34 protein-coding genes are annotated in these 25,779 nt (G+C 60.9%); 21 read left to right on the forward strand and 13 right to left on the reverse strand.

Translation table 11 applies throughout. The features are described 5' to 3' along the window. Positions 1-30: 30 nt before the first annotated feature. Positions 31-1,041 (reverse strand): ABC transporter substrate-binding protein, encoded by a 1,011-nt coding sequence (locus K6301_RS20615; protein WP_247220694.1) that lies wholly within the window; start codon positions 1,039-1,041, stop codon positions 31-33. A gap of 461 nt (positions 1,042-1,502) precedes the next feature. Further along, positions 1,503-2,594 (reverse strand): D-TA family PLP-dependent enzyme, encoded by a 1,092-nt coding sequence (locus K6301_RS20620; RefSeq protein ID WP_247220695.1) that lies wholly within the window; start codon positions 2,592-2,594, stop codon positions 1,503-1,505. A gap of 160 nt (positions 2,595-2,754) precedes the next feature. On the opposite strand from K6301_RS20620, the gene K6301_RS20625 reads away from it, so the two are divergent. The 7 genes from K6301_RS20625 to K6301_RS20655 all read left to right on the forward strand — a co-directional run bounded on the left by K6301_RS20625 (position 2,755) and on the right by K6301_RS20655 (position 7,394). Next, on the forward strand, positions 2,755-3,594 hold the full coding sequence (locus tag K6301_RS20625) for a transporter substrate-binding protein (RefSeq protein WP_247220696.1): 840 nt from the start codon (positions 2,755-2,757) through the stop codon (positions 3,592-3,594). A gap of 89 nt (positions 3,595-3,683) precedes the next feature. Continuing rightward, positions 3,684-4,346, forward strand: a complete 663-nt coding sequence (locus K6301_RS20630) for an amino acid ABC transporter permease (RefSeq protein ID WP_134650343.1) — start codon at positions 3,684-3,686, stop codon at positions 4,344-4,346. A 4-nt stretch (positions 4,347-4,350) separates the two neighbouring features. After that, the gene (locus K6301_RS20635; RefSeq protein WP_134650344.1) at positions 4,351-5,016 is read left to right on the forward strand and encodes an amino acid ABC transporter permease; all 666 of its coding nucleotides are present in this window, start codon (positions 4,351-4,353) and stop codon (positions 5,014-5,016) included. An 11-nt stretch (positions 5,017-5,027) separates the two neighbouring features. Beyond that, a complete protein-coding gene (locus tag K6301_RS20640) occupies positions 5,028-5,798 on the forward strand; it encodes an amino acid ABC transporter ATP-binding protein (protein WP_247220697.1) in 771 nt (256 codons plus the stop codon). Positions 5,799-5,817: 19 nt separating this feature from the next. Next, on the forward strand, positions 5,818-6,213 hold the full coding sequence (locus K6301_RS20645; protein WP_247220699.1) for a RidA family protein: 396 nt from the start codon (positions 5,818-5,820) through the stop codon (positions 6,211-6,213). 13 nt (positions 6,214-6,226) lie between these two features. Next, positions 6,227-7,036 (forward strand): IclR family transcriptional regulator, encoded by an 810-nt coding sequence (locus K6301_RS20650; protein ID WP_134650347.1) that lies wholly within the window; start codon positions 6,227-6,229, stop codon positions 7,034-7,036. A 112-nt stretch (positions 7,037-7,148) separates the two neighbouring features. Next, positions 7,149-7,394: a hypothetical protein gene (locus K6301_RS20655; RefSeq protein WP_247220701.1), complete on the forward strand. Its 246-nt coding sequence runs from the start codon at positions 7,149-7,151 to the stop codon at positions 7,392-7,394. Between the two features lie 49 nt (positions 7,395-7,443). On the opposite strand, the gene K6301_RS20660 is transcribed toward K6301_RS20655, so the two are convergent. Next, complete coding sequence (locus tag K6301_RS20660) at positions 7,444-7,980, reverse strand: acyloxyacyl hydrolase (RefSeq protein ID WP_134650348.1); 537 nt, start codon at positions 7,978-7,980, stop codon at positions 7,444-7,446. Further along, positions 7,977-8,168 carry a hypothetical protein gene (locus K6301_RS20665; protein ID WP_247220702.1) on the reverse strand — a complete coding sequence of 64 codons (192 nt, stop codon included), beginning with the start codon at positions 8,166-8,168 and terminating at the stop codon, positions 7,977-7,979. Before K6301_RS20665 ends, K6301_RS20660 begins: the two co-directional genes overlap by 4 nt. Positions 8,169-8,203: 35 nt before the next feature. On the opposite strand from K6301_RS20665, the gene K6301_RS20670 reads away from it, so the two are divergent. The 3 genes from K6301_RS20670 (at position 8,204) to K6301_RS20680 (ending at position 10,415) form a co-directional block, all read left to right on the forward strand. Continuing rightward, positions 8,204-8,506 carry a DUF982 domain-containing protein gene (locus K6301_RS20670; RefSeq protein WP_134650413.1) on the forward strand — a complete coding sequence of 101 codons (303 nt, stop codon included), beginning with the start codon at positions 8,204-8,206 and terminating at the stop codon, positions 8,504-8,506. A 96-nt stretch (positions 8,507-8,602) separates the two neighbouring features. Beyond that, the gene (locus K6301_RS20675; RefSeq protein ID WP_167719228.1) at positions 8,603-8,773 is read left to right on the forward strand and encodes a hypothetical protein; all 171 of its coding nucleotides are present in this window, start codon (positions 8,603-8,605) and stop codon (positions 8,771-8,773) included. Between the two features lie 160 nt (positions 8,774-8,933). Beyond that, complete coding sequence (locus K6301_RS20680; RefSeq protein WP_247220704.1) at positions 8,934-10,415, forward strand: phospholipase D-like domain-containing protein; 1,482 nt, start codon at positions 8,934-8,936, stop codon at positions 10,413-10,415. Positions 10,416-10,509: 94 nt separating this feature from the next. Here K6301_RS20680 and K6301_RS20685 read toward each other — a convergent pair whose 3' ends face one another. The 4 genes from K6301_RS20685 to K6301_RS20700 are packed head-to-tail and all read right to left on the reverse strand — an operon-like array spanning position 10,510 to position 13,665. Then, complete coding sequence (locus tag K6301_RS20685; protein ID WP_247220705.1) at positions 10,510-11,190, reverse strand: transporter substrate-binding domain-containing protein; 681 nt, start codon at positions 11,188-11,190, stop codon at positions 10,510-10,512. Beyond that, complete coding sequence (gene hpaI, locus K6301_RS20690; protein WP_247220706.1) at positions 11,190-11,960, reverse strand: 4-hydroxy-2-oxoheptanedioate aldolase; 771 nt, start codon at positions 11,958-11,960, stop codon at positions 11,190-11,192. Before hpaI ends, K6301_RS20685 begins: the two co-directional genes overlap by 1 nt. Positions 11,961-11,968: 8 nt before the next feature. Continuing rightward, positions 11,969-12,751, reverse strand: coding sequence for a 2-oxo-hept-4-ene-1,7-dioate hydratase (hpaH, locus tag K6301_RS20695; RefSeq protein ID WP_247220707.1), 783 nt, complete (start codon positions 12,749-12,751; stop codon positions 11,969-11,971). Positions 12,752-12,771: 20 nt separating this feature from the next. Next, positions 12,772-13,665, reverse strand: coding sequence for an intradiol ring-cleavage dioxygenase (locus tag K6301_RS20700; protein WP_247220708.1), 894 nt, complete (start codon positions 13,663-13,665; stop codon positions 12,772-12,774). A 250-nt stretch (positions 13,666-13,915) separates the two neighbouring features. On the opposite strand from K6301_RS20700, the gene K6301_RS20705 reads away from it, so the two are divergent. Genes K6301_RS20705 through K6301_RS20750 form a run of 10 tightly spaced genes read left to right on the forward strand, consistent with a single transcriptional unit; the run spans position 13,916 to position 21,258 of the window. Beyond that, on the forward strand, positions 13,916-14,638 hold the full coding sequence (locus K6301_RS20705) for a GntR family transcriptional regulator (RefSeq protein WP_247220709.1): 723 nt from the start codon (positions 13,916-13,918) through the stop codon (positions 14,636-14,638). Further along, entirely contained in the window at positions 14,635-15,450 is an 816-nt protein-coding gene (locus K6301_RS20710) for a sugar phosphate isomerase/epimerase family protein (RefSeq protein ID WP_247220711.1), read from the forward strand. Before K6301_RS20705 ends, K6301_RS20710 begins: the two co-directional genes overlap by 4 nt. Before the next feature lie 53 nt (positions 15,451-15,503). Continuing rightward, the gene (locus K6301_RS20715) at positions 15,504-16,172 is read left to right on the forward strand and encodes an amino acid ABC transporter permease (RefSeq protein WP_134650356.1); all 669 of its coding nucleotides are present in this window, start codon (positions 15,504-15,506) and stop codon (positions 16,170-16,172) included. 10 nt (positions 16,173-16,182) lie between these two features. After that, complete coding sequence (locus K6301_RS20720; RefSeq protein ID WP_134650357.1) at positions 16,183-16,833, forward strand: amino acid ABC transporter permease; 651 nt, start codon at positions 16,183-16,185, stop codon at positions 16,831-16,833. A gap of 35 nt (positions 16,834-16,868) precedes the next feature. Then, a complete protein-coding gene (locus K6301_RS20725; RefSeq protein WP_247220712.1) occupies positions 16,869-17,693 on the forward strand; it encodes a transporter substrate-binding domain-containing protein in 825 nt (274 codons plus the stop codon). A gap of 45 nt (positions 17,694-17,738) precedes the next feature. Then, a complete protein-coding gene (locus K6301_RS20730; RefSeq protein ID WP_281505909.1) occupies positions 17,739-18,473 on the forward strand; it encodes an amino acid ABC transporter ATP-binding protein in 735 nt (244 codons plus the stop codon). 21 nt (positions 18,474-18,494) lie between these two features. After that, positions 18,495-19,349 (forward strand): shikimate dehydrogenase, encoded by an 855-nt coding sequence (locus tag K6301_RS20735; RefSeq protein ID WP_247220713.1) that lies wholly within the window; start codon positions 18,495-18,497, stop codon positions 19,347-19,349. A 13-nt stretch (positions 19,350-19,362) separates the two neighbouring features. Beyond that, on the forward strand, positions 19,363-19,731 hold the full coding sequence (locus K6301_RS20740; protein WP_241603046.1) for a 5-carboxymethyl-2-hydroxymuconate Delta-isomerase: 369 nt from the start codon (positions 19,363-19,365) through the stop codon (positions 19,729-19,731). 32 nt (positions 19,732-19,763) lie between these two features. Then, entirely contained in the window at positions 19,764-20,213 is a 450-nt protein-coding gene (aroQ, locus tag K6301_RS20745) for a type II 3-dehydroquinate dehydratase (protein ID WP_134650361.1), read from the forward strand. Positions 20,214-20,220: 7 nt separating this feature from the next. Beyond that, a complete protein-coding gene (locus K6301_RS20750; protein ID WP_247220714.1) occupies positions 20,221-21,258 on the forward strand; it encodes a Gfo/Idh/MocA family protein in 1,038 nt (345 codons plus the stop codon). A gap of 118 nt (positions 21,259-21,376) precedes the next feature. Here K6301_RS20750 and K6301_RS20755 read toward each other — a convergent pair whose 3' ends face one another. From K6301_RS20755 to K6301_RS20765, 3 genes are all read right to left on the reverse strand, one after another. Then, positions 21,377-22,546 carry a zinc-dependent alcohol dehydrogenase gene (locus K6301_RS20755; RefSeq protein ID WP_247220715.1) on the reverse strand — a complete coding sequence of 390 codons (1,170 nt, stop codon included), beginning with the start codon at positions 22,544-22,546 and terminating at the stop codon, positions 21,377-21,379. Between the two features lie 136 nt (positions 22,547-22,682). Next, entirely contained in the window at positions 22,683-23,183 is a 501-nt protein-coding gene (locus K6301_RS20760; protein WP_247220716.1) for a YciE/YciF ferroxidase family protein, read from the reverse strand. 338 nt (positions 23,184-23,521) lie between these two features. Further along, on the reverse strand, positions 23,522-23,674 hold the full coding sequence (locus K6301_RS20765) for a hypothetical protein (protein ID WP_247220717.1): 153 nt from the start codon (positions 23,672-23,674) through the stop codon (positions 23,522-23,524). Positions 23,675-23,956: 282 nt separating this feature from the next. Here K6301_RS20765 and K6301_RS20770 point away from each other — a divergent pair, with 282 nt between their 5' ends. Beyond that, positions 23,957-24,547 carry a cysteine hydrolase family protein gene (locus K6301_RS20770; RefSeq protein WP_247220718.1) on the forward strand — a complete coding sequence of 197 codons (591 nt, stop codon included), beginning with the start codon at positions 23,957-23,959 and terminating at the stop codon, positions 24,545-24,547. Between the two features lie 55 nt (positions 24,548-24,602). On the opposite strand, the gene K6301_RS20775 is transcribed toward K6301_RS20770, so the two are convergent. Together K6301_RS20775 and K6301_RS20780 are read right to left on the reverse strand one after the other, a co-directional pair. Then, entirely contained in the window at positions 24,603-24,863 is a 261-nt protein-coding gene (locus K6301_RS20775; protein WP_247220720.1) for a hypothetical protein, read from the reverse strand. Positions 24,864-24,874: 11 nt separating this feature from the next. After that, a complete protein-coding gene (locus K6301_RS20780) occupies positions 24,875-25,744 on the reverse strand; it encodes an SDR family oxidoreductase (RefSeq protein WP_247220723.1) in 870 nt (289 codons plus the stop codon). Positions 25,745-25,779: the final 35 nt, after the last annotated feature.

The raw sequence follows: 25,779 nt of genomic DNA on the forward strand, positions 1-25,779 counted from the left end.
CGACGACAATGCTCAGCGCATTGTCCGCGCTTAGCTTCCTTCGCCTTCGTTGATCGGTGCGAAGAAGACGTCCTGCCACTTGGCCGGCACGGTCTTGAGCTGGCCAAGCTTGCCGATGAAATTGGCAGTGTCGATCACGCCATTCGGCGTGGTCGTGTATTCATTCGCGTTGTTGCGGATGATCGCGACCTTCTCGTCGTCGGCAAGCTTGGACGGCTCCGCCGCGAAGTAGATTTCCGCCGTCTTCTCGATGTTTGCCGGAATGAATGCGTTGGCTTCGCCGAGTGCCGCCAGGAACGCCTTGATGACGACCGGATTTTCCGAAACGAAGTTCGAAAGGCCGGCCGTCACCCCGTTGGTGAGGCCAGGCGGATTGTAGTCGGGGGACTTGCCGATGACATGGACGTTAGGCGCCTTGGCAAGGATTTCGGTAAAGGGCGAGAGCGCGAAATAGACCTGAACCGTGTTGCCGGTCGAAAGTGCGGCAACCGCGTCGGGATGGGGCAGCGTGACGAGCTGCTCGTCGAACTTGTTTGCATTGCCGGGCCCGAAGATCTTCTCCACCGCACGACGCAGGATCACCGCCTGCGAGCTCGTCGGGCCGGGTACGGCGATCTTGTCGGTCGGGCGAATATCGGCAATCGACTTGATGGCCGGATCGTTCGCATAGATCGTGTAGGAGCCCTTCCAGTAACCGCTGATGCCGCCCATCTTGTAGTTGTTGAGCGTCTTTTCCCAGCCGATCAACAGGGGCTGGATGCCGAGGGCCGCGATCTGCACGTTGCCGCTGAGAATCGCTTCGGTAATTGCAGTGGGACCGCCGAGACGGGTGATCTCGAAGTCCGATTTCACGCCGAGTTCTCCAGCATGCTTCTCAAACAGGCCGAGCTTTTCGGCGACGATGAAGTTGAGGTAGGGCAGACCGTTCTGCACGCCGATGACCGTTTTCGCCGCCTGCTGGGCGCGGCTGATCGATGGCAGGGAAAGCGTTGCCGCGGCGCCGGCCAGAAGGCCCAGTCCTTGGCGTCTTGTGATAAGCATGCTCGACTCCTTGGCGCCCGTTTCGATCGAAACGGGTCGCTATGACGTGACGGGAATGTGGTGAACCGTCTTTGCGGTTACGCGATCGCTTCAGACGTCGATCGCCGTTTCTAGCGCGTCCTCATGTCCAACCCTGCCGGACATGGGTTCATGCGGCTCATCCCTCTCATTCGAGGGGCATTCGAATATTCGATTGCCTTGGAGAACTGCATGGAATTTCTTTCATCAAAGATCGTCTGCACAAACACTTGCACAGGATATCGACCGACAAAAGCGGAATTATTCCGATCAAAAACGATCGAAAAAACGACTTTAACTCCCGATCGTCAGCAGCGCAGAACAGCTTTTCATAGCCGAACGGCGCCTGCGAACGATATTGCCCGGAGGGCGGGCATCAGCGGGATCAAAATTTTCTATAAAAAGAGTCGATTACATCCCCGGCCGCCACCGAATTGCTTGAATCAAACCACCATGCCGCGTGCCGTGACCGGCCAGGCCTCGGTCCGAAGCAAACCGTTGCCGATGACGGAAACGGTATCGACCATGTTGGTCACAACGCATGCGTGATTTGGCACGATACGGATCTTGTCTCCGACGGAAAGGCCAATCGGCCCGCTGCTGATCAGGCGTCCGTGTTCTTCGGACAACTGGTCGATAGCGATATCGTCGCGACCCAGGACATGCCCGTAGCCCGTCAGCCCGAGAAGATCGGACGTCAGGACTTTCGATCCGGCGTCGATGATCGCCCGGTTCGCTGCGGGCACGGAGACAACGGTCGCCAAGACCGTGAGGGCGCAATCCTCCCATCTGCAGGCACCGCGGGATACGAGCGACCGGTCATTGTAGACATAGGTACCGGGCCGGTACTCCGTTGTCGTTGGCGCGTCGGCCGCGTGCATCATGGAGGGGCTGCCGCCGGACGTGATGACGGGAACCTCTATTCCCAAGGCCTCGATGTTCGCTTTGGCCACGCGCATGAACGCCTCGACCGCCGCTTCGCCCCCAGCCGGCGGATAGGTCATCAAGCCGCCAAAAACCAGGCCCGGCATCTTGTGGATATATGCCGCGAGAGACGTTGCCGCATCAGAGGTCTGCACACCGCACCGGTTGGCACCGGTGTCGCATTCCACCAGCACCGTGAGCGGTTGCGCTTCCTCGCGGAACGCTGCCGAGAGGCCGTCCACGATCGCCACGCTGTCGGCCACGACCGAAAGCTTCACCCGCGCCGCCAACGCCTTGAGACGCTGAAGTTTCTCCGCGCCGACGATGTTGTAGGTGATGAGAACGTCAGCGATCGAGCGGCTACCCGCAACCATCGCCTCGGCTTCGGAAACCTTCTGGCATGTGATCCCGATCGCACCCGCCGCTATCTGCAGATCCGCGATCGCAGGCAATTTGTGGGTCTTGATATGCGGACGGACGTTCAGGGCGTGGCTGTCGGCATATTCCTGGAACCGACGGATGTTGGCGACGGCCACATCGAGGTCGATCAACACGGCCGGCGTCTGTATCTCGGCAATATCAGCAGGCGAAAATGTCACGAGGACCTCCATGCGGGCTCGAGGGCGAGAGGGGTTCCTCCGCGTCTCCATAATTATCGGTAAACCACTATTGACAATCCATCGGCTAAGGGACTTCATATGTCAATCCGGTAATGCAGACATATGTCCAATATACTGGATTTAAGAAGCGCTCAGATATCAGGGGAACACGATGAACAATTTCTCACGCGCCGGTATGATTGCGATGGCCGCAGCCACATTCTTCGCCACTCCCGTGCTTGCTGACGGAAGCAAGCTCGATGAAGTGCTCGCACGCGGTCATCTCGTTCTGGGAACCGGCAGCACCAATGCGCCGTGGCATTTCAAGAGTGCCGACGACAAGCTGCAGGGTTTCGATGTCGACATGGGACGCATCGTCGCCAAGGCGCTGTTCGGCGATCCCGACAAGATCGAATATGTGAACCAGTCGTCGGACGCACGCATTCCCAACATCACCACGGACAAGGTGGACCTGACATGCCAGTTCATGACGGTGACCGGCGAGCGTGCCCAGCAGATCGCGTTCACCATTCCGTACTATCGGGAAGGCGTTGGCCTGATGCTCAAGGCTGATGGCAAATATGCCGACTATGATGCGCTTAAGGCCGCTGGCTCGTCCGTCACGATCTCGGTGCTGCAGAATGTCTATGCAGAGGCCATGGTGCACGCCGCCCTGCCGGAAGCCAATGTCGATCAATACGAGTCCGTCGACATGATCTATCAGGCACTCGAATCCGGCCGTGCCGACGCCGCCGCCACCGACCAGTCGTCGCTCGCCTGGTACATGACCCAGAACCAGGGCCGCTACAAGGATGCCGGCTACGGCTGGAACCCGCAGACCTATGCCTGCGGCGTCAAGCGCGGCGACCAGGATTGGCTGAACTTCGTCAACACCGCACTCCACGAAGCGATGACCGGTGTGGAATTCGACTTCTACGCCAATTCCTACAAGACCTGGTTCGGCAAGGAACTCACACCGCCCCAGATCGGCTTCCCGGTCGAGTACAAGTAAGGCGAATACAAGTAAGCTGAAGCTTACATTCTTGGGACGAAGGACAGCTGTCCTTCGTCCTCCCAACCCTATGATGGCAGGATGACGCCATGGGCTATTCGCTCAATTTCGCCGCCGTCTGGCGCAGCTTCGACCAGCTTCTCGAAGGTCTGCTGCTCAGTCTCGGCCTGGCTTTCGTATCGATACTGATCGGCGCGCTTATCGGCCTGCTCCTCGCCTTCGCGCTGATCTCGAAGAGTGCCTGGACCAAGGCACCGGCCGCCGCCTATGTCACCGTTATCCGCAATCTGCCTATCCTGGTTCTCGTGCTGTTTGCCTATTTCGCGCTTCCGCAGCTCGGCGTCCGGCTCGGCAAGATCGAAAGCTTCGTGGCCGTGCTCGCCCTCTATTCCGGCGCTTACCTCGCCGAGGTGTTTCGCGCCGGCCTGCTTTCGATCCCGCGTGGACTGACGGAAGCCGGCCTCGCCATCGGGCTGACGCCGATGCAGATCCGCAGCTCGATTATCGCGCCGCTAATGTTTCGAAACGTGCTTCCCTCCCTGTCGTCGACGATCATATCACTCTTCAAGGACACCTCGCTCGCAGCGGCAATCGCCGTACCGGAGCTGACCTTCGAGGCGCGCAAGATCAATGTCGAGACCTTCCGCGTCATCGAGACCTGGATCGTCGCATCCGGGCTCTATGTCGCCACCTGCTCCGTTCTTGCCGCGCTGATGCGTGTCGCAGAGCGCCGGCTTTCCGTTCCGAGGTGATGCCATGACGGAACTCTCCACCTTTCTCGAGCAGGTCTGGCTTGCCCGCGTCGTCATCCTGAAGGGGCTCGGCGTCACCGTATCGATCTCGCTGCTGGCGATTGTCGCAGGTTCGATCCTCGGCGTTTTCGTCGGCCTGTCGCTAGTCTACGGCAACAAGCTTCTGCGCTTCGTCGTGCGTGCCTACACCGATTTCATCCGCGGCACGCCGGTGCTCGTGCTTGTTCTGGCCAGCTATTACGTGCTTTCCACCATCGGCATCGAGCTCGGCCCGTTCCAGGCGGGCGTCCTGGCGCTGGCCATCTTCTGCTCTTCGCATGTGGGCGAGATCGTCCGCGGCGGACTGCAGGCCATCCCGCAAGGCCAGACGGAGGCCGCCAAGGCGATCGGTCTGACCTTCGTGCAGACATTCGCTTACGTGCTCTGGCCCCAGGCACTGCGCCAGTTCCTGCCCGCCTGGGTCAACACGGCTGCCGAGATGGTGAAGGCCTCGACGCTTCTGTCGGTCATCGGTGTCGCCGAACTTCTGCTTCGCACCCAGGAGATCATCTCCCGCAACTTCATGAGCCTGCAGTTCTATTTCTTCGCCGGGCTTCTCTATTTCGTCATCAACTACAGCATCGAGCGCTTCGGCAAATATGTCGAACGCAAGACCGCCGTTCCGTCCTGAGGCCGCATGTCATGAGCAAGGTACTTCTCGAAATCCAGGGCCTGCGAAAGCAATATGGCTCGCTTGAAGTCTTAAAGGGCGTCGATTGCACCATGCGGGAGGGCGAGGTGATCTCGATCATCGGCTCCTCCGGTTCCGGCAAGACGACGATGCTCCGCTGCATCAACATGCTGGAGGATTTCCATGGAGGAAGCATCCGTCTGGCAGGCGAGGAGATCGGCTACGAGCAATCCGGCTCGGTCCGCAGGCGCAAGAGCGAAAAGGAAATCGCCCGCCAGCGTGCCATGACCGGCATGGCCTTCCAGCAGTTCAACCTCTTCCCGCATATGACCGCGCTTCAGAACGTCATGCTCGGCCTCGTGAAGGTCAAAAAAATGAGCCGCGACGAGGCCCGCGCTGTCGGTGAAACGTGGCTCGACCGCGTCGGGCTCGGCACGCGTGGCGGACATTACCCGGGCCAGCTTTCCGGCGGCCAGCAGCAGCGCGTGGCGATTGCACGAGCGATTGCCATGGCACCCCAGTTGATGCTGTTCGACGAGGTGACCTCGGCGCTCGACCCCGAACTGGTGGGCGAGGTGCTGCAGGTCATCAAGGGCCTCGCCGCCGATGGCATGAGCATGTTGCTCGTCACCCACGAAATGCGATTTGCCTATGAGGTTTCCAACCGCGTGATCTTCATGAACCAGGGCGTCATCTGCGAGGAAGGCGACCCGAAGGACATGTTCATCAACCCCAGGACCGAGCGGTTGGCCGAATTCCTCAAGACTTCCAGCTTCAACTAAAACAAAAGAGAGATACGACATGACGATCAAACGGTACGGCGCAGGTGAAACCGGCGCTGGCGGACAACCCCTTCCATTCGCACGCGCCGTCGAAGCCGACGGCTGGCTCTATGTTTCCGGCCAGGTGCCCATGGAAAAGGGCGAGATCGTCCGCGGCGGCATCGTCGCCGAGACGCGCAAGGCAATCGAAAACCTGATCGCCATCCTGCACGAAGCCGGCTACGGCGTCGAAGATGTCGTCCGCATCGGCGTCTGGCTCGACGATCCCCGGGACTTCTGGAGTTTCAACGGCGTCTATACGGAGTACTTCGGCGCAAACCCGCCGGCACGCGCTTGTGTTCAGTCGCGGATGATGGTCGATTGCAAGGTGGAAGTCGATTGCGTGGCCTACCGCGCCGATCGCAAGCAAAGATAAACTGGAGAACAGCATGACCGAGGCCGCAGGCGATAGCGTATCGCGACGCACCCGGGGACTGGACCGCGCCTTCGAAATCCTCGAATTTCTGCGCGTAAAACGCCAGCCCATGCGCCCGAACGAGATCGCTGCCGAGATCGGTGCGCCGCGCTCATCGGTTTATGAGCTCGTCAACCTGCTGCTCAGCCACGGCATGCTGGATTACCAGGGCGGCGACGGACGCGTTTTTCTCGGCCGCCGCCTCTACTTCCTCGGCACGGCCTATGCCGAACAGTTCGATCTCATGCGCGAGTGCGACCGCATGCTGGTGCGGCTTGCCGAGGAGACCCGCGAGACGGCGCAGATGTGCCTTCTCGAAGGCCGGAAGTATACGGTCGCCATGATGCGAGAGGGCGTTCGTCCGTTCCGCATTTCCTCCAATGTCGGCGAACTCGTCTCCATCGCCTGGACGGCATCCGGCCGCCTGCTGGTCTCCCATCTCACCGACCAGCAGATTATCGACCTTATCCCGCCGGAAGACTTCGTTCTTCCCAACGGCCGGCGCATGGACCCGTCTGAATTCATCTCGCAGGTCCGTCAGGCCGACCGGGACGGTTTCTTCACATTCAACAGCGAGGTCGAAAATTTTACGCACTGCTTTGCCGTCCCGGTACGCCAGGCCGACGGCGCCTGCATAGCCACACTGTGCCTCGTCACCCCGCGTGAGGACGGTCTGCGAAATCGGACGGGGTATCTCGAAAGTCTACTCAGTGCCGCGAATGAAATCTCCGATAAGCTTGGATATCAGCAGATCAGGGACCGATCGACAGCCAGAAGCGGGTAACGTCCGGTCCCTGCCCCACGTCCAACCCGCCCAGATGAGAAGCAGCACGATCCGCCCGTGCGACGGAACCGGCGGCAGCCTGTCAGCATTTCCCTGAAAAGGGAGACCGGATATGACAAAATCCAACGACAGCCGGACCGTCGCGCCGACACCGCAGGTGGAGGATCCTCACCCAGGCAGCATTTCGGATGGCACACATCCGGCGGCGACGGAGCACAAGCAGCCGAAGCCGGACAAAGGCAGGAGAGAGGCTGAGCGGGTCTCCGGCTCTGCCGACAAGCGCCCTCTTGAGCCGGGGCGGAAAGCCGTCAACGCCGAAGCGCCGAGACATCCCAACAAGGGCGCTTACGGTACCTGAAGCAGCCGGCGCGAATGCGGCTTGGTTCGGCTGGACGACCGTACGCTGTCTAGAATTTTACGCCGATCGCCAAACCGGCATGGGTGATGCCATCGTTCGGCCCGTCGCAGAGGTTTGCGTGCGACGAGTGGTCCGCCGTGGCCATGACACTCACAGTATCCGTCACCTTCATACCGAAAGCGACATGCTCGCGGAAAAGGAAGCGACAACCGAGAAGCGGGCCTTCGCCGGAATCAAGGTTGCCGTTGTGAACCGTACCGCCAAAGCCGGCTTCAGCGAAGAACGTTTCCCCAAGGGGCAGATGCCAGTTCAGACCGGTGTAAACTTGATCGGTACCGGAAGACCCGCCGGAGACGCCGAGCTGGACCCGCGGCTCCAGAAGAACCTTCGCAACGCCACTATGCGTGCTTTCGAACGGTGCGAGGAATACTTCGGCGGAGCCGACGAACCCCTTGTCTCCCGATGAATCGCTATCCAGAATCCCGCTTCCGCCGATTCTGAATTCGTCCAGCAACTCTCCCGCCTGAGCAGCCGCCGGCAAGAAAACCAGCGGAGCCACCGCGAGTGAAGCAATCAATCGTTTCATTGCGAGCGCCCCGAATCAACCGCTTTGACTATTGCCCAGAATGCACCCGATGTCACCGTGTTAACCTTCGGGTTAACCGCCGGCGTTTTTGCCCGTACCCGCGCTAAAATAACACGTGCCGCAAGCTCCATCTTGAAACCGCAAACGACCGAAAATAGATTCTGAATCGGCGCCATCACGAGCGCCATCCTTGTTGATCACCAACGTTTTCAGTGAGGTAGAAATGAATGCCAAGGTTTTCGATCGGCCGGTATATCTCAAGAAAGGCAGAGATCTGATCGAAGAAATAACGTGCCTGGAAGACGCCATCGACTTTCTCGAAGCGTGGCCTCGAAATGATCGTGATATCGTTCACGACGCAACGCTCAAGACCTGCCACATGGCCTTCGATGGCCTCAAACCCGTCAAAGTCGGGCGTGATGCCATCCGCGCATTCGGCGACAAGAAGGGCATTCTGGTGAAATCGCCCGGTGTGCAGCCGTGGATGATCCGCTCGCGGTCCGGCGGCGGCCGCGTATCCGCTTGATGCGTCGATGATGATGGGGAGGCTACGATCGTGGCCTCTCCACGGCCGGCGCAACATTCGGCCGCCGGCAGGCCTTTCCCTCCAAAGGAGACCATCATGGCCATTGCACCAGTCGACCCGACCCCGAAGAACCCGCCCGGCATCGTTCCCGATCCGACACCCGATCTGCCCGAGCCGCCGATCCAGGAACCGGACCCTGACGTGCTGCCCGACGAGTTGCCGAACCCGAACCCGGATGAGAACGACGATCTGCCGAAGAGGCTGTAGATCGCCGGCATGTAAGAGATTCGCACAGACTGGAGAAACGCTCCGAAACGCCGTTAGGGCGATATAAGTGACCGGGAATTTTTCAACTTTCCACCTTTGCAGGATTGATTGAAGACGTCTCGGTTATAGGTATTGTACGCGCGCGTTAAGGGAGGTCTGAATGTCTGACGGGTCAATGTTCCGGCCCGGATCCAACTGCTGGAGTATTGCGCGGGCAGACGATTTTTCGATCATCGTCGATGCCGACGATTATTTCGGTGCGATCCGCAATGTCATGCGAACCGCTCGGCATTCCATATTCCTTGTAGGATGGGACTTCGACGCAGGTACGGCGCTCGGTCGACCGGATGTCGATGACGGCGCGCCGCGCAAGGTCGGCGACTTCATTCTCTGGCTGGCACGCCAGAATCCCGATCTCGAGATCAGAATACTCCTGTGGAGCCCCGCACTCCTCGCAAGTTGGATGAGGCCGTCCAACCTGCCCTACCTCCTGCGATGGAAATGGCATCCGAGCATTTCCGTGAAACTCGACGGAAAACATCCCGTCGGGAGTTCCCACCATCAGAAGATGCTGGTCGTCGATGACGAGATAGCCTTCTGCGGCGGAATCGATGTCACCCTGGACCGTTGGGATACGCGCGACCATCTTGACGACAATCGGCTACGGCGCCGGCCGAGCGGCGCGCCTTACGGACCGTGGCACGACGCCTCCAGCATGTTCACCGGCGAGGCGGCCCGTGCCCTGGCAGAACTTTGTCGCATGCGATGGCGGCGCGCCGGCGGCGAAGAAATGCCTCAGGCTCCGTCACGAGAAACCGTTATCGACAGGCCGAATGCAGGCTTCTCGTTCGGTTCGGTGAACCTGGCCGTTGCCCGCACGGAGCCCTTGCATCTCGACGAGAGCCGGGTCGTCGAGATCGAGAAACTCTATCTCGACATGATCGCCGCCGCCCGCACATTGATCTACGCGGAAAGCCAGTATTTCGCGTCGCGGGCGGTGGCCCAGGCAATCGCCCACCGGCTGGCCGAGCCTGATGGTCCGGAGGTCGTGCTCATCAATCCCATCGCCTCCGACAACTGGCTTGGCGCGCTCGCGATGGACACCGCCAGAGCACGCTTACGGGAATCGCTGAGACGGCACGATCCGCACAACCGGTTCCGGATGTATCACCCGGTAACCGTGCGCAAGCAGCCGATTTACGTACATTCGAAGCTGATGATCGTGGACGACGAGATTGTGCGTGTCGGTTCCTCGAACATGAACAACCGGTCCATGCGCTTCGACCGGGAATGTGATGTCGCATTCGAAGCCGGCGGCTCCGAAGAGAAGAGTCATCGGATTGCGGCGTTCAGAAACGACCTGCTTGCCGAACATCTCGGCGTGTCCGTTCACACCGTGGCGCAGGAAGCGGCGCGGTCCGGATCCCTGATCGCTGCGATTGAAACGCTGCGCACAGCGCAGCCGGTACGCACCCTGATCCCTTACCAGACGCCTGATGTTTCGGATCTCGAGAAGTGGCTCGCCGATAACGAAATCTTCGATCCGGAAGGACCCGAGGAGATGTTCGAAACGATAGCACGCCGTGGCTTGTTTCGAGGCGGGCTGCATTTGCCGCGTGGGTGGCGAAAGCGCGAAGGCTGAACCGGTGTCCTGCGCGCGGGCGCTCACGTCCCGAACATCTCACGCGGCGCTATAATCTTTCGCTGAGATGGTCGCGAACCGCCATCGGTCGCTCTTATTGGAGCGAACCCTTACCCAAATAGCTCTCGACGAACTTTGCGACGAAGGCCGCCGCGGCTTTGTTGTCCTTGAGGACGGCGACGGTCTGGGGAATTTCGGAAAACGCATCAGGCAGTGTGCGAAATGCGGGATCCCCGAGCGCCGTGGGTTCGAGGGACTGCCTCAGCCCGGCAGCAGCATCGCTTGCGCCCGCTCTCAGCATCTCCACCGCCGCCGATGGGGTTTCGACGTAAACGATCGTCGCGTGTTTCACCTGACGTTCGATCTCTTTGGTGTAGGCGGCGCCACGAGCCGCCGCTATGCGACGGCCTGAAACATCCATGTCCGCCACGAATTTGGCATCGGACATCTCGGGCACCAGGTAGGTCGCCGTTACAAACGTATAGGGCGGGGAAAACGCGAAGCGATCCGTCCGCGATGGATCTGCCGCAATCAGGGCGATATCCCATTCGTTCCGCTCCGCCGACGCCAGAATTGCTGCCGCCGACGGGTATTTCACGATGGAAAGCGGGCAGCCGACTTCATCTGCCAAAGCGCTTGCCAGATCGACGCTCGGTCCGCTCGGTACCCCTGTGCGTTCATCGATACGGACAAGGGCGGCATTGCTGCCGTTCACCGCCGCCCGGAGCGTGCCGATCGGTGCCAGTTCGGCGAGAACGCTGTCCGGGATCGCCATCAAGCCCGCCCCGCAAACCTGCCCGCCAAGGCTTCCGCGCCGCGCGCCAGCACGGCGACATCGACGCCGACCGCCGTGAAAAGCGTTCCCAGCTCCATGCACCGCGCTGCGAACTTCTCATCCGGCGTGAGGATTCCGGCCGGCTTTCCGAGCCTCTTGAGCAGCCCGATGGCCTTCTCAATGGCCTCCACCACTTCCGGGTGGCCGGGCTGCCCGGGATAACCGAAGCTCGCGGCAAGATCCGCCGGGCCGATGAAGACGCCATCCACGCCATCGACCGAAGCGATGGCTTCGATATGCGCCATTGCTTCGCGTGTTTCGACCTGGACGAGAACGCAGAGCTCCTGCGCTGCCTGCTGCGCATAATTCTTCACCCTGCCGAAGCGCGTGGCCCGCGTCAGCGCCGAAACGCCCCTGATGCCTTCGGGCGGGTAGCGGGTCGCCTCGACGGCGGCCTTGGCTTCAGCTGCGTTCTGGACATAGGGAATGAGCAGCGTCTGCACCCCGATATCCAGAAAGCGCTTGATGAGGACCGGATCATTGACAGCTGGCCGCACGACGGGCGCGACATCATAGGCGGCGACGGCCTGCAACTGCGGCAAGACCGTCAGCACGTCGCTCGGGGAATGCTCCGTGTCGAACAGCAGCCAGTCAAACCCGGCCGGTGCGACGATTTCAGCCGCATAGCTTCCCGGAAGTCCGCACCAGAGGCCGAGCTGGCTTTGGCCTGCCTGCAGCTTCGCTTTGAATTTATTGACGGGAAGATCCATCTGCCACCTCACAGAAACGAAACGCCGATAGATCCGACCGGACCGTAGTCGGCCTGGATAACGTCACCCGCGGCGATATCGACGGGGCGCGTGAACGAGCCGGCGAGCACGATTTGCCCCTTCTTGAGGCCCCCGCCGACGGCATGCAGCTTGTTGACGAGCCAGGCGATGCCGGCTGCGGGATGGCCCATGATCGCGGCCGACACACCCGACTCCTCGATAATGCCGTTCTTCGACAGCGTCGCGCCGACCCAGCGGATATCGATATCCATGGGGCGGATGACGCGTCCTCCGACCACGATGGCGCCGAAGGCCGCATTGTCGGCGATCGTATCGGTTATCGCCCGCGGCACTTCCGTGCGATAGTCGATGATCTCGAGTGCGGGCACGACGAACTCCGTCGCACGCATGACGTCGTAGATCCGGGTCCCCGGCCCCGAGAGATCCTCGCCCATGATGAACGCCAGCTCGACTTCAAGCCGCGGCTTGATGAACAGATCCGCCTTGATCTGCGCGCCGTCGTTATAGAGCGCGTCGTCCAGAATGACACCGTAGTCCGGCTCCGTCATCTTGGATGCCATCTGCATCGCACGGGAGGTGAGGCCGATCTTGTGACCGACGATCCGGGCTCCACGGGAAATACGCGACTGTGCCCAAAGCGCCTGAATACGATAGGCGTCCTCAAGGTCGAGATCGGGATAGGTCTTGCTGGGCTGCACGATCGGCTTTCGCTCGGTCTCCGCCTTCAATATGGCGTCTGCCGCCGCCTGACGTTGCTCTTCGGTGATCATGAACTGGCTCCGGGCGTTCGTTACTTGATGGGCGGGCGCGGCAGGACCGCCTCGCCCGGCTCCATGACATAGGTGTAGTCGAGCGAGTACCATTCGCCCGCGATGTCGCGGTCGGTCGGATGCGGTTCGTCATGACGGACGAAGTCCCCCGTGAGCGCGGCGGTCACACCGAACTGCACATCCGATGCGATATGCGGGTCGCTGGGATCGAAGACCTGCGAAATCAGCGTCTTGTAGCCCTGCCTGAAGATCAGGGCGTGCAGGTGTGCCGGCCTATACGGATGACGGCCCTGCGCCTTGAGCATTCGACCGACGACGCCATCGACGGGAATGGGATAACCCACCATCTTCACGGTGCGGAACCAGAAGCGCCCGTCCGCATCGGTCAGGAACTTGCCACGCAAATTCATCTCCGCCTGGTCGGGATCCTGGTTTTCGTAAAGACCGACAGGCGATGCGTGCCACACATCCACTTCGGCGCCGACGATCGGCTTGCCCTCCCGGTCGACGACGCGGGCATGCACGAAAAGCGGCGTACCGGGCGTATCGGAACGAATGATCGTTCCGCCGTTTTCGACCCTTGGAGAATTCAGGCGCCAGAACGGGCCAAGAAGCGACTGGGAGGTCTCTGTCTGCCCCTTGTCACCATTGTTGAGCAGGCAGACGAGCGAGGAAACGCCCAGCGAGCCCGACATCAGCACGAACTCGTTGTGACTGTCGGTCTGAAGCTGGCCGATTTCGTTCAGGATGGCGGTGGCGTCGCGGAATTCCGCCTCCGTCAGACGCACTTCGCGCACGAAGGCATGAAGATGCTTCACGAGGGCCACGAGGATTTCGCGCGTCCTTGGGTCGGACGTCTGCTGCATCGCCGCCACCACGGCGGGCGTTACGTCGCTTTCAGTTTTAATGACCATATGCCACCTCCCGATAGCGGACCGATACAGCGATAATCGATTATTTGTCAAGCGATGGAGGCCAACATGGCCGTTCTCAATCCACGAACGAATAAAGGCTATCCATCAAATACCTGATTTAATTATATTTATGGAACTTATTCCACGGGCGCCCGCCGAAGTCGCACAACAATTTTCCTGACGGTTGACAAGAATAATCGTTTATCCTATCCATCATCGACGACGGACGATTTCCGTTCGGGAGGATCGAATGAAGCAGCAGGTCGGCGCAATAAGCCCAGCCGAGATCGGCAGTTTTTCCGACGACGGGAAAAACACGATCGGCAGCCAGCTTGCGTCCCGGCTGCGCGAAGCCATCATTTCCGGCAGCCTGGAAGCCGGCAGCAAGATCAACCTCGACAAGGAGCGGCAGGCGTTCAATGTCAGCCTGAGCCCGCTGCGCGAAGGATTGGCGCGCCTGATCTCGGACGGCCTGGTCGAGTTCGAGGACAATCGCGGCTATCGGGTTTCTCCCGTCTCGCTGGCGAACCTCGAGGAGATCACCGTGCTTCGCGAGGAATTCGAGGTTTTCGCGCTCAAGGAATCCATTCGTGTCGGCGACGTGGAGTGGGAGGGCAACGTCATGCGTGCGCTTCACAAGCTGACCCGTGCCGAGCGCGATGCGAGCAGGCCGGAAACGCTGGAGCACTGGGAAGCGGTCCACCGGGACTTCCACCTCACCCTGATTTCAGGCTGCGGCAAGCCCCTTCTTTTGCATTTCTGCAAGACGCTGCTCAATCTCAACGACCGCTACCGCCGGACATTTCTCAAGCAGACGTCCGGCGACCGGAATGTGAACCAGGAGCATAGCGAGATCGCACAGGGCGCGGTCGCCCGCGACAGCGATTATGCCGCCGACAAGCTGCGCCAGCATATCCATCGCACGGGCACCAATCTCCTGGCCCACCTGGCCCGCACCGGAGCGGTACGATGACGGACGTCCGGCAGATGCACGAAAACCCGATCGGCGTCGCGCATTTCTCCGCGATCCAGTTGCCGCCGCACGAATTCGTCCGACAGGCGGCGGCGGCCGGGTTCAGCGCCGTCGGGCTTCGGCTCCATCCCGCTTTCGCAGGCGCCCCCTACTACGAACTGCCGCAGGGCAGCCGGGCCGCATCGGAGTTCCGCACCCTGCTCGACAGCGAAGGCATGAGGGTTTTCGATATCGAGTTCTTCATTATCGGCCCGGATTTTGAGGCGTCCGCCGTCGAACATATCGTTGCCGCCGCAGCGGATATCGGCGCCCGACGGTTGTCGGCCTGCGGCGACGATACCGATCGCGGCCGGCTCGTCGATAATTTCAATGCGTTCTGCCAGCTCGCCGGGCGGTACGGCATGGCTGTCGATATCGAAAACATGGGCTGGCGCGCGGTCGGCAGCTACAAGGACAGTGCTGCACTCGTCCATGCCTGCGGGCAGGACAATGCCGGCGCCCTGGTGGATGCCATCCACTTCTTTCGCAACGGCGGAAGCGTGGATGAGATCGATGTCGATATCGTGCGGCACGTTCAGCTTTGCGATGTGGCCGGCCCGCCGCCGGAGGGCGCCGAAGGCATGATAAACGAGGCGCGGGCCGGACGGTTGGCGCCGGGCGATGGAATACTCGCGCTCAAAGACCTGGTTGCGAAGCTTTCCGGCAAGGCCGCGATTTCGGTCGAAGTGCCGCTGGTGGGTGACACACCGGCATCGGCGCATCTGCGAAATCTCAATCTGAAAGCACGCGAAATTCTACGAGCAGAAACTTAGACATTCTGGATCTGGCGCGGTGGAGGCTGCGCCCGGAGGAGGAAGACCCTTTCATGAATTACCAGTTCGACTTCGGCGTGGTCTTCGAGCGCGCCCCCGAATTGCTGTGGGCTACGCTCGGGACGTTCGGGCTCGCCTTCGCCGGCATGGCGCTCGCGCTGGTGATCGGCGTGGTGGGCGTCATCGGCCGGACATCGCCGAACAAGATCGTGCGTGCGCCCGTCATCGCGTTTGTCGAGATCGTGCGCAACACGCCCTTTCTCGTGCAGATCTTCTACATCTATTTCGCTTTGCCGCTGATGGGCATCCGCCTCAATCCGACGACGACCGCCATCATCGCGCTTGGCATCAATGGCGGCGCCTACGCGATCGAAATCATTCGCGGCGGTGTCGAAAGCATCAGCAAAGGCCAGGTCGAGGCCGGTTACGCCCTGGGCCTTCACAAGGCCGACGTCTTCCGGCTCATCGTCCTGAAGCCGGCCCTGCGCGCGATCTATCCGTCTCTGACCAGTCAGTTCATCATGCTGACGCTGACAACCTCCGTCTGCACGTCGATCGCGGCCTATGAGCTGACATCGGCGGCGCAGAGGATCGAGTCCGACACCTTCAGAAGCTTCGAAGTCTATTTCATCGTGACCGGGATCTACCTCGTCATTTCCACCGTGATGATGGGCATCTTCGCTCTCATTTCCCGCCGCTACTTCAGCTACCCGACACGATAGAGGTTTGGCCATGGGACCTATCGGAGCAAACGAATTCCTGTTCATCCTGCACGGCCTGAAATGGACAGCCCTGCTTGCGATCATCGGCTTCATCGGTGGTGGCGTGTTCGGCATCCTGATTGCGCTGACGCGCGTGTCCAAGAGCCCCGCGGCGCGCGCCACCGCCGCAGCCTATATCGGGCTCTTCCAGGGCACACCGCTGCTGATGCAACTGTTCGTCGTCTATTACGGCGTCGCCCTGCTCGGCATCAATGTGAGCGCCTGGCTCGCCGTCGCGATCGCCTTCACGCTGCATGCCAGTGCATTCCTCGGCGAAATCTGGCGCGGTTCCATCCAGGCTGTGCCGAAGGGACAGACGGAAGCCGCCAACGCGCTCGGGCTTCATTACGTGTCGCGCATGAAGGACGTCATCCTGCCGCAGGCCCTGAAGATTTCCATGCCGGCAACCATCGGCTTCCTGGTGCAGCTGATCAAGGGCACGTCGCTTGCGGCAATCGTCGGCTTCATCGAACTTGCCCGCGCCGGACAGATCATCTCGAACCAGACGTACCGCCCGCTGCTCGTCTTCGGCATCGTCGGCGCGATCTACTTCATCATTTGCTGGCCGCTCTCCCATTTCGGAACGGCTCTCGAAAAACGGATGGCCAAGGCCGCCCGCTGACCCTGCAAACGACAATTCAAAGAGGAGGAAGTGACATGCAATACAATCGCAGAACATTCATGGGCGTGGTGCTCGTAACGACGGCCTTGGTCATGGGCGGCACGACCGCGGCATCCGCGGCCAGCCTTGAAGAGGTGAAGGCCAAGGGCACGATCGTCGTCGGAATCCAGGGCGACAACGCACCCTGGGGCTTCGTGAACTCGAGCGGCACCCAGGACGGCTTCGATGCCGACGTGGCGACGCTCTTTGCCAAGGAGATCGGAGTCCAGGTTCAGTTCCAGCCGCTCGCCGTGGCGAACCGTATCCCCGCCCTGACGACCGGCAAAGTCGATATCCTCTTCGCCACGATGGCGATGACGGAAGAGCGCGCCAAGTCGATCCAGTACAGCAAGCCGTATGCCGCCAACACGATCGCACTCTATGCCGCCAAGGCGGACAAGGTTGCGACCGTCGAGGACGTGGCGGGCTGGGAAATCGGCGTGCCGAAGTCGAGCTCGCAGGACAAGGCCGTCACCGATGCCGTCGGCTCAACCGCAACGGTCCGTCGCTTCGACGATGATGCGGCCACCATCCAGGCGCTGATTTCGGGCCAGGTGAAGGCCGTCGGCGGGAACCAGTTCTATGGCCAGCGGCTCGAGGCCGCGGCTGCCGGCACCTACGAGCGCAAGATCGATTTCCTGACGACCTATAACGGTGTCGGAACGCGACTGGGCGAAAAGGACTGGAACGACGCCGTCAACGCCTTCATCGACAAGATCAAGGCGAACGGCGAACTGGCCGCCATCACCAAGAAATGGATGGGGATCGAACTTCCGCAATTCCCGGAATCCATTCCCAACATCCCCTTCACCGTGAACTGACCTATCAAGGAGGGCGTCGTGACAGCTTCCGACAACACTCAATCGATGCTGATTTCACTTGAAAAAGTGGAAAAGTGGTACGGCGCCTTTCATGCCTTGAAGGACATCAATCTGACGGTCCGCAAAGGCGAGAAGATCGTTCTTTGCGGGCCGTCCGGCTCCGGAAAATCGACGTTGATCCGCTGTATCAATGTGCTGGAGACCATCGAAAGCGGGCAAATAACGGTCGCAGGCCGGGTGCTCGACGGCAGCGGCAAGGCTGTGGATGCGATCCGCCGGGAAGTCGGCATGGTCTTCCAGAGTTTCAATCTCTTTCCCCACATGACCGTCCTGCAGAATTGCGCGCTGGCGCCCATGCGGGTGCGCGGAATGGGTCGCGCCGAGGCCGAAGCGCTGGCGCGGAAGTATCTCGAGCGCGTCCGCATCCTCGACCAGGCGGACAAATATCCGGCGCAGCTCTCGGGCGGCCAGCAGCAGCGCGTCGCTATTGCGCGTGCGCTTTGCCTTGAGCCGAAAATCATGCTGTTCGACGAGCCGACATCGGCGCTTGACCCGGAAATGGTGAAGGAAGTCCTCGACACGATGATTTCACTGGCGCGCGACGGCATGACGATGATCTGCGTTACCCACGAGATGGGCTTTGCGCGTCAGGTTGCCGACCGCGTCATCTTCATGGCTTCCGGCGAGATTATCGAGGAAGCGGAACCGGACGTCTTTTTCACGTCGCCGAAGCACGAGCGCACCAAGACCTTCCTTGGTGAAATTCTCGCGCATCACTGAACATAGACAAGGACTTGAAGCATGAGCGACAGGCGTTACCTGGTCGGCCTCATCGGCGCGGATATTCAGATGTCGAAGTCGCCGGCCCTTCACGAGGCCGAAGGCCGGCATCAGGGCCTTGACTATCACTACGAGCTGCTCGACCTGACGGAGCGCGGCCTGCCGGCATCTGCCCTTCCCGCTCTTCTCGATGAGGAGGAGCAAAGAGGCTTTGCCGGCAGCAACATCACCCATCCCTGCAAGCAGACGGTCATCCCTTATCTCACACGGCTGTCCGACGACGCCGAAATGCTCGGCGCCGTGAACACGGTCGTGTTCCAGAACGGCGAGCGGGTCGGTCACAACACCGACTGGTATGGCTTCTACAAGAATTTCGAGCGCGGCCTGCCGGACGTCGCCAAATCTCATGCCGTTCTGCTCGGCGCAGGCGGCGCCGGTGTTGCAGTGGCCCATGCGGCGATCAAGCTCGGAATAGAGCGCCAGTCGATCTTCGACCAGGACAGCGATCGCGCCGAACGTCTGGCTTCCCAGCTGAACGACCGGTTCGGCCGGGTATGCGCGGAGGCGACGACCGATGTCGGCGCCGCGCTGCGTGCCGCAGACGGGCTGATCCACGCCACGCCGACCGGAATGAAGAGCCATCCCGGCCTGCCGATCGAACCGCAATGGCTGGAGCAGCGTCACTGGGTGGCCGACATTGTTTACATGCCGCTGGAAACCGAGCTCCTTGCTCTGGCGAAGGGCAAGGGCTGCCGCACCCTGCCCGGGAGTGGCATGACCGTCTTTCAGGCAGCGGCCGCGTTCCAGCTTTTCACGGGCATCACCCCCGATACGGAACGCATGTCGCGCCATTTCGACGACCTGACCACGCGTTGAAAGGCTGGAATCGATGCCTCACGTTGTGATCGAATACAGCCGGGGTGCCGGTGAACGCGTGCCGATCGAAGCCTTGACCACGGCGGTGCACCGCTGCATTCGCGATGGCGGTGTCGTAAAGCCGAAAGCCGTCCGCACGTTCGCCCGCGAGGCGACGTTTTCCTGCGTCGCGGATGAGCATCCGCAGAACCATTTCATCCAGATCATCATTCGCATGGCGCCTGGCCGCTCGCTGGAAACCAAGCAGCAGCTTGTGCGGGCCACGTTGCAGGCTGCCCGTGTCGCCGCCGCACCCGCTCTCAGCGAGGGCCGTCTCGGCCTTCGCGTCGACCTTTATGAATCCGATCCCGCACTCGCAGTTCAGGAAAGCACGCTTGACTGAACTGCCGGCTTTCAGAATGAGAGGAGAACCTCGTGAGCCTGATCTATGTCCTGAACGGTCCCAACCTCAACCTGCTCGGCAAACGCCAGCCCCATATCTACGGTCATGAAACGCTTGCCGACGTCGAGGCCGACTGCCGCAAGCTGGCAACCGAACTCGGTCACGACATCCGTTTCCATCAAAGCAACCGCGAATACGAGATCATCGACTGGATCCATGAAGCGCGCGAGGATGGCGCCGGTATCGTCATCAATCCGGCTGCGTTCACCCATACGTCGCTCGCCATTCTCGATGCCTTGAACACGTTCGAGGGTCCGGTCATCGAAATTCACATCTCCAATGTCCACAAGCGCGAAAGCTTCCGGCATCACTCTTTCGTTTCCCATCGGGCCGATGGGGTCATCTGCGGGCTCGGCACCGAAGGCTACCAGCTCGGCCTGCGCCGGGTCGCGACGTTGATCAAGTCCGCAGAGAAGAAATGAGCCCGCAATGACTGCCCCTGTGAAACTGGCCGTGCTCGGAGCCGGCCTCATCGGAAAGCGGCACATCGAGCATGTGGCGCGCGAACCGGATGCGGTGCTCAGTGCCGTGGTGGATCCCACGCCTGCCGGCGAGGCGATAGCCAGGGAAGCCGGCGTGCAGTGGTTCGCCAGCTTTGCCGACATGATCGCCGTGGATCGGCCCGACGGCATCATCGTCGCGACCCCCAACCAGGTCCATGTGAAGAACGGTCTCGAAGCCATCGAGGCCGGCATTCCCGCCCTGATCGAAAAACCGATCGCCGACGACATCGCGTCCGGAGAGCGGATGATCGCGGCAGCGCAGGCGAAAGGGGTGCCGATCCTCACCGGCCACCATCGCCGGCACAACCCCATGATGCGCAAAGCCAAGGACATCATCGATAGCGGCCGGCTTGGACGGGTGCTCGTCGTCAATGCGATGTTCTGGCTTTTCAAGCCGGACGACTATTTCGATATCGATTGGCGCCGCCAGGCAGGTGCGGGACCGGTTTTCCTCAACCTCATTCATGACATCGACAATCTTCGGTATCTGTTCGGCAATATCACCGCCGTGCAGGCACGGGAATCCAATGCGGTTCGTGGAAACGCGGTCGAGGAGACGGCCGTGATCCTCATCGAATTCGAGAACGGCGTTCTCGCAACCGCATCCGTCTCCGACGCCGTCGTAGCGCCTTGGAGTTGGGAGATGACGACAGGGGAAAACCCGGTTTATCCGAAGGCGGACGAGGCCTGCTACGTCATCGGCGGCACGCACGGTTCCCTTGCCATCCCGTCGCTTGACGTGTGGCGCAATCCCGCCAAGCGCAGCTGGTGGGAGCCCTTCGAGAAGGAACGGGTCGAATACGAGCCGCAGGATCCGCTCGTCCTGCAGATCAGGCAGTTCTGCAAGGTCATCAGGGGTGAGGAACAACCGCTCGTCAGTGGCCTTGAGGGCCTGCAAACGCTGAAGGTGATCGATGCCGTGAAAAGATCGGCGAAGTCCGGAGAGCGTGTTCTGGTAAGCTGAAATCCCGAACGGCGGTGGCGTGCCGGCAGGATCCTGCCGGATCGTTCCACGCTTCCAGCTGTCACGGCACCGGCCGTGACAGCGTTTTGTCAAATCCGGCCTGTCAGCGCGCGCCTGGTCAGGGTTTGAGAACGACTTTGATGCAGCCGTCCTTCTTGTCCCGGAATGTCTTGTAGAGATCCGGTCCATCTTCCAGGCCGGCCCGATGCGTGATGACGAAGGACGGATCGATCTCGCCGCGCTCGATGCGTTCCAACAGCAAGGGCAGATAACGCTGCACCGGCGTCTGGGCCATCCGGAAGGTCAGGCCGCGATTGATCGCCGATCCCATCGGGATCTTGTCGACGAAACCGCCGTAGACGCCGACGATCGAGACCGTGCCGAAGTTGCGGCAGCAATGGATCGCCTGACGCAACACATGCGGCCTGTCCGTTCCCATGAAGGTCGCGACCTTTACGCGGTCGACCATGGCATCGACGCCCGACATGGTGTCCGGCTCGGTCCCGACCGCGTCGATGCACGCATCGGCCCCGCGGCCGGCTGTCAGTTCCATGATACGGTCGTAGATGTCCTCGTCGCGAAAATCGAGCACCAGCGCACCGCTCGCCTCCGCCAGCGCTTTGCGTTCCGGCACGGTGTCTATCGCGATCACGCGTTCCGCACCCAGCAGGAAGGCGCTTCTGATCGCCATCTGCCCAACCGGGCCGCAGCCCCAGATCGCGATCGTATCGCCCGGCTTGATGTCGCAGAACTCCGCGGCCATGTAGCCCGTCGGAAAGATATCGGAGAGAAACAATACCTGTTCGTCGCTCAGGCCATCCGGCACCTTGATCGGCCCGGCATCCGCGTAGGGCACGCGCATATATTCCGCCTGCCCGCCGCTGAAGCCGCCGAGCAGGTGTGAGTACCCGAAGAGCCCGGCGGGGGAATTTCCCCAGAGCTTTGCCGCCTTTTCCCGGTTGGGATTGGAGCGCTCGCATCCGGAGTAATAGCCGCGTTTGCAGAAGAAGCATTCGCCGCAGGCGATCGTGAATGGCACCACGACGCGGTCGCCGACCTTCAGCGCCTTGTTGTCGGATCCGACTTCGACCACCTCGCCCATCGTCTCGTGACCGACGATATCGCCATGCTCCATGCTGGGAATAACGCCGTCGAAGATATGCAGGTCCGAGCCGCAGATCGCACAGGCCGTCACCTTGATGATCGCATCACGGCCATGTTCGATCCTGGGATCGGGAACGCTCTCGCAGCGGATGTCACTCTTGCCATGCCAGGTCAGCGCTTTCATGAGGGCGTTCTCCATCGTTTGTTGCTACCAAGAGATCGCCTGCCAACCTCACCGATGCATATTTGTTCCCATTATTCGGCAGCGCTTCGTCTTCCGCGCAGAAAAGGCCGGGGCGGCCGCCCCGGCCTGTAGGCCGTTACGCGGCTTTGCTTTGCCCCTTCACATTGACCTTCGTCTCGGCAAGCTGCGTCAGCGTTTCGTCGGTCTTGGTCTCTTCCTGCAGCGTCTGATCCAGAAGCTTGGCCACATCGTTCTTGCCGAGCTGCAGCGCCCAGGATTTCAGCGTGCCGTAGCGTGCAATCTCGTAGTGCTCGACGGCCTGTGCGGCGGCCAGCAGTCCGGCGTCGATGGCGGAGGAGCCCTTGAACTCCTCGAGGATTTCCTGGCCTTCCTCGATGATCCCGTCGATGGCCGGGCAGGTCTTGCCGCGCGCGGGCTTTCCGAGCAGTTCAAAGACCTGGACGAGGCGCTCGACCTGGCCTTCGGTTTCCTGGAGATGCGTGTCGAAGGCCGCTTTGAGGTCTTCCGACTGGGCGCCGCGGATCATCTTCTTCAGGGCTGCGATAATCTTGCGTTCAGCGTAGTAGATGTCCTTCACGCCATCGGTGAACAGGTCTTCGAGTGTCTTCGGAGCCATGGGCTTCTCCTATGTTGAAAATGATCGCGTAGACCGCGGCTTCGAAAGCGAAGCAGCCTGACGAACCGAAGAGGCAGGTAAATGTTCCCGCATGGCTCCGCCCGCCGCCCACGGTCCGCGGAAGCCTGAACGGTCCTCGTATCGCCACGGATAAGCAGTGAAAGCCGTGATAGGGCGGGCGTTGTCAGCCGCCGCGTGCGGTCGACAAAAGCGCTTGCTATGAGATCAGACGATCAAGGGGGATGTATAGGTCTAAGCCCTGTCGGGCGGGGCTCATGACGCGCGTTGGCATCAGCCCCTAAGGAGGAGTGCCACAAAGCCGTCACGCGGAGGCTGCGTCATTTTTTCAAGCCGGCGTCCCGCTTGTCCAGGGCGTCCTGCAGCGCTTTTGCCAGTTCCACCATCTTGCGCGGAAGCGGCTCTTGCCGGATTTGCCTGATCAGGTTCTCAATCGCTTTGTCCGCGTCTCTGGCTGTATGTTGGTCGGTCATGAAAACCCCGCATGTCGACTTAAAATGTCTTTTACGCAGCCCGTTTGTCAACGGATCAGCCGCGAGCTGGAAGTATGGATAGAACGCCCCAAACCGGGAGAAAGGACGCGAGTTCCGCATCAGATGCGTGGTCCGGTTTCAGGAACATTCTTTCAAGGACCCGGTTAGCAGCCTGACAGATTGCACAATCCACAGGCACGCGATCGACACGGGGTCATGGAGACCATTTCATCGCGAACGGGGCCCGGCGCTGCCTCACTGAACATCGGGAGAAAACGCGGTATGGCCGGCAACTGGCGTCACATCTGCGTGGACATGCAGCGAATGTTTGCCGAAGACACGCCGTGGCGGGTTGCCTGGATGGAAGCCATTTCTCCGCAGGTCCTGGAAGTCGCGTCACGTCACAGCGAACGTACGATTTTTACGCGTTTCTGTCCGCCGGCCCGGCCATCGGATGCGCATGGCATGTGGCGGGGCTATTATGAAAAATGGTGGATGATGACGGCTGAGCACCTTCCTTGCGAAATGCTCGGCCTCGTTCCCGAACTGGCACGCCTCTCGCCGCCCGCAACGATCTTCGACAAACATGTCTACTCGCCGTGGATGGATGGCCGTCTGCATGCCGGGCTCACGAACGAGGCGGTCGATACGCTCGTCGTCACCGGCGGGGAGACGGATGTCTGCGTGTTGGCGACCGTGCTTGGCGGCATCGACCTCGGCTATCGCGTCATAATTCTCAAGGATGCGGTGTGCAGCGGGACCGACGAGACCCACGATGCGTCGCTCGAACTGCTCGGAAGCCGCTTCTCCGCACAGGTCGAGCTCATGCTGACAGCCGATTTTCTGTCGTCCGATCCGCAAAGGGGTTTGTAGCGCTGCACATCTCCCGCAAGAACGGAAAAGCCCCGGCCAAGGCCGGGGCTTTTACTTACCGGCTGGCAATTGCCGCCAGGGCAATCAGCACAGCGGCGCCGGCAATATTCCACCATCGCGTCGTGTTCTGACGACGGCGGGCGCGGACACGCTGGCGCATATCGGCGACTTCAGCACGCATCGCTGCCAGGATGTCGAGGTCGGCCTGCGTGTCGCGCGGCCTTGGGGCAGGTCGTATCACCCGTTCGTCGATCTCCTCGAGATATTCACGCCATTGCGCATCGCTTTCAAAGCCGTGTTTGCGGATATCCGTCATCTCAACCTCCCTTAGATCATGATCTCGCCGCCCGTGACGGGGATCACCGCCCCCGTCATGTAGCTGCCGAGATCCGAGGCGAGCAGGACATAGGCGCCGGCGAGTTCGGCCGGCTGCCCGGCGCGCCCGAGCAGCACCTGCTTGCCGAAGTCCTTCGTCTTGTCAGGCGGCATGGTGGAGGGAATGAGCGGCGTCCAGATGGGACCCGGGGCGACCGCGTTCACGCGAATGCCCTTGTCGGCAACCATCTCCGCGAGGCCGGCGGTGAAATTCGAGATCGCGCCCTTCGTCGACGCATAGGCCAGCAGATGCGGCGAGGGCTGGCGGGACTGGATCGAGGTGGTGTTGATGATCGCGCTGCCCCGCTTCATGTGCGGGATCGCAGCCCGCGCCAGAAAAAACGGCGCGTATATATTGGTGCGGAAGGTCTGGTCCCACTCCTCGGTGCTGATATCGGCGATATCGCCATAGGTGCGCTGGAAGGCGGCATTGTTGACGAGAACGTCGATCCGGCCAAAATTTTCAAGGCATTGGCGGACGAGATGCTGGCAATGCTCCTCGCGTGTGATGTCGCCCGGCAGAACCACGACCTTGCGGCCGGCGGCCTCGACGAGCCGCGCGGTATCGTTCGCGTCCTGATCCTCATTGAGGTAGGAAATGACGATGTCAGCACCTTCTCGCGCAAAGGCGATGGCGACCGCGCGGCCGATACCGGAATCACCACCAGTAATCAGCGCAACCTTCCCTTCAAGGCGGCCGGACCCGACATAACTGTCTTCGCCATGGTCGGGCGGCGGGTTCATCGCGTTCGTCAGGCCGGGAGGGTTCTGCTGCTGTTCCGGCTGGGGCGGAACAGGACGACGCACGTTGTTCTCAGACATCTCGGTCTCCGTATGAGTGGGTTCGATCACCCAAC

The sequence above is a fragment of the Shinella oryzae genome (genome assembly GCF_023038235.1).
GTDB classification, from domain to species: Bacteria; Pseudomonadota; Alphaproteobacteria; order Rhizobiales; family Rhizobiaceae; genus Shinella; species Shinella sumterensis.